The 2,459-nt window shown below is 49.2% G+C and carries 2 protein-coding genes; one reads left to right on the top strand and one right to left on the bottom strand.

Translation table 11 applies throughout. The features are described 5' to 3' along the window. Positions 1-112: 112 nt before the first annotated feature. Entirely contained in the window at positions 113-892 is a 780-nt protein-coding gene (locus PF479_RS17025; RefSeq protein ID WP_298009075.1) for an ABC transporter ATP-binding protein, read from the top strand. Here PF479_RS17025 and PF479_RS17020 read toward each other — a convergent pair. Next, positions 856-2,459, bottom strand: a 1,604-nt coding sequence (locus PF479_RS17020) for a glycosyltransferase family 39 protein (RefSeq protein WP_298009072.1), incomplete at its 5' end; no start/stop codon positions are given. The two genes, PF479_RS17025 and PF479_RS17020, sit on opposite strands and share 37 nt — an antisense overlap.

Here is a 2,459-nt window from a genome sequence, read left to right as displayed (position 1 = left end):
GTGCCGGAATGTTTGCGGGACTCCTTGGTCTGATGATCCTGGGTGTCCTGATGGATCAGGCTGTGTTTGCTCCTCTTGAAAAAAGCATGAACCGCCGCCGGGGGCGTGGATTATGACTGTACTGGAAGCCAGGCATCTTCATTTTTCCTACCCCCTTCAGGACCAGCAAAATCTTGAAGTCCTAAGGGATATCAGTCTGGGCCTGTCCTCGGGAGAAATCCTGACCCTCCTGGGACCTTCAGGCTGTGGGAAGAGTACGGTCCTGAAGCTTCTCTCGGGGTTTTTGACGTCAGATCGGGGGCAGATCCGCCATCATAATGAAGATATGATGCAGCCTTTTTCTCAGGGGCAGATGATTTTTCAGGATAGTACCCAGCTCTTCCCATGGCTGACGGTAGGTGAAAACATTCTATTTCCTGTGTGCCGTTCTCCCTTTCCCGGGTTAAAACCCCGTCCCGGAAAGATTCTGAAAGAGCGGCTTTCCGAGATACTGGCGGCGGTGGGCCTTGAACATTTCAAAGACTATCATCCTGAACGGTTGTCAGGGGGAATGAAACAGCGCTGTGCTCTGGGACGGGCCCTGATGGCCGATCCTGAAATCCTCTTTATGGATGAGCCCTTCGGGTCACTTGACGCTCCTTCACGCCAGGATCTGCAGCAGTTGCTGCTGACTCTCTGGGCGGATCGCCAATTCTCCATTGTTTTTGTGACTCATGACATTGCCGAAGCCCTCAGCCTCTCTGACAGGATCATCCTTTTTGGTGAACTCTCATCTCCCATACAGGAAATTCCAGTTTCCCTGGAACGTCCCCGTGACAGACAGAGTCCCCTCTTCCGGGCATTGGAATGGGAGCTCTATTCCTCCCTGGCAGAATCCGGGAGAACCCTGTAAATCTTCAATTTCCACTCTTTTTTATACTTGTAGGCTTGAATCCTCATGGCATAAGCAGGGCTGTCCAGGGTCTCGATTAGAACCGATTTTTTCTGAATAAAATTCTTAAGTTCTGGATACCATCGGGAAGGGTTCCCGTAGAGCACATTCCATACCGGTCTGCTCTCATACACAAAATCCAGCTCATCAGGGAAGAGGATATATTCAATCTTTCGCTCCCGGATGTAATTTTCAACCGAAGAATCTCGATTATCCGGCAGATAACTCAGGTTCCGGTAATCAAAAAGATGGCCCCCTTCAAAGGCATATTCCGTATTCATATTTGCAAGGACGACTGCCCCCGGGGGCAGGGCATCCTCTATCCCCTCCAAATACTCCTTATAGCTTTCTTTCTGATCTGCAGGATAGACTTCCGTGCGGATATTCGATGCGCTTAATAAGAGGTTGAGTGCAACAAAAACCGCAGTCACACTGAGAGCTAAAGTGAGGTGGAGTCTTTGAATGAGAAGAAAAAATGCCAGGTAGAGAAAGGGGGTCAGAAAGAGGATGGAGAGAGGGCTGTATTTTCCCAGAGCCATAATGCCCATCAGTACGCCTGTAGTCCCAGCGTAGACGAGGGACCGGCCTCTGACCTTAGTCGGGATCAGTAACAGCAGAAAAAGGAGAAAAAAGATCATCTGAGGACGGATATCCGGGAGATAGTAGGTCCCGCCGATGCGATGATACAGCTGTGACAAGAAGTGAGGGAGCTGCCTGATTTTTGTATCCAGACTCCTTGTGACTCCCAGGGGCGAGCCATAGGCGAGGTAGTCTGAAATAAACCCGGGGTTAAAGAGGAGGCTCAATCCGGCAAAAAATACGCCTCCTGCGGCCAGACCCATGAGGTAGAAGAGTCCCATGGTGATTGTTTTTTTTCTGTTAAAAATATCAAGCAGATAGAGCAGTCCCAGGGGGACAGCCAGGATAAAAGCATTGGGATGAATCCCAAAGGATAGTCCTATGATCAGTCCTGAAAAAAGAGCCTGCTGGGTCTTTTTAATCCCCAGATAGTGATAGAAGGCCAGGATCAGTACAAGCAGCAGAAGGATCTCCTGCCGGGCTGTGTGAGCCGCATATATAAACTGGATGTCAATTGACAACAGAATGGTTGCCGTCAGAGCAGCAAGCTTGTTGCCGGGGCTTAAACGCTGAAGAAGCCGTGAAAATCCATAAAGACAAAGTACTCCTGCACAAAGGCTGAGGAGTCTGACCGAAAAGAGAGAGTAAGCTCCCAGGAATATGAAGGGCATTTGGAAGGCATGGAAAATGATTTTCAAGGCATGGGGATGCCGGGGGTAGAGATCAAAGAAGGTCTCGGTTACATCGGGCCGTCCTTCGGTCATCATATTTCTGGTCAATCCACTCAACCAGGGTTCATCCGAGTGGGCAAAGGGAAAGGCTGTCAGAAAGTACAGATTCAGGATGAACCAGATAAGAAGGTAGATCAGGAGGAACTGGGGAGTCATTTTTTTTATTTTTTGGATCTCCAAGATTCTCCAGATAAAAAAAATCCTGCCCGAACTTGTAT

The sequence above is a fragment of the Oceanispirochaeta sp. genome (assembly GCF_027859075.1).
Classification (GTDB): domain Bacteria; phylum Spirochaetota; class Spirochaetia; order DSM-2461; family DSM-2461; genus Oceanispirochaeta.
This window is presented reverse-complemented; position numbering and strand designations above follow the sequence as displayed.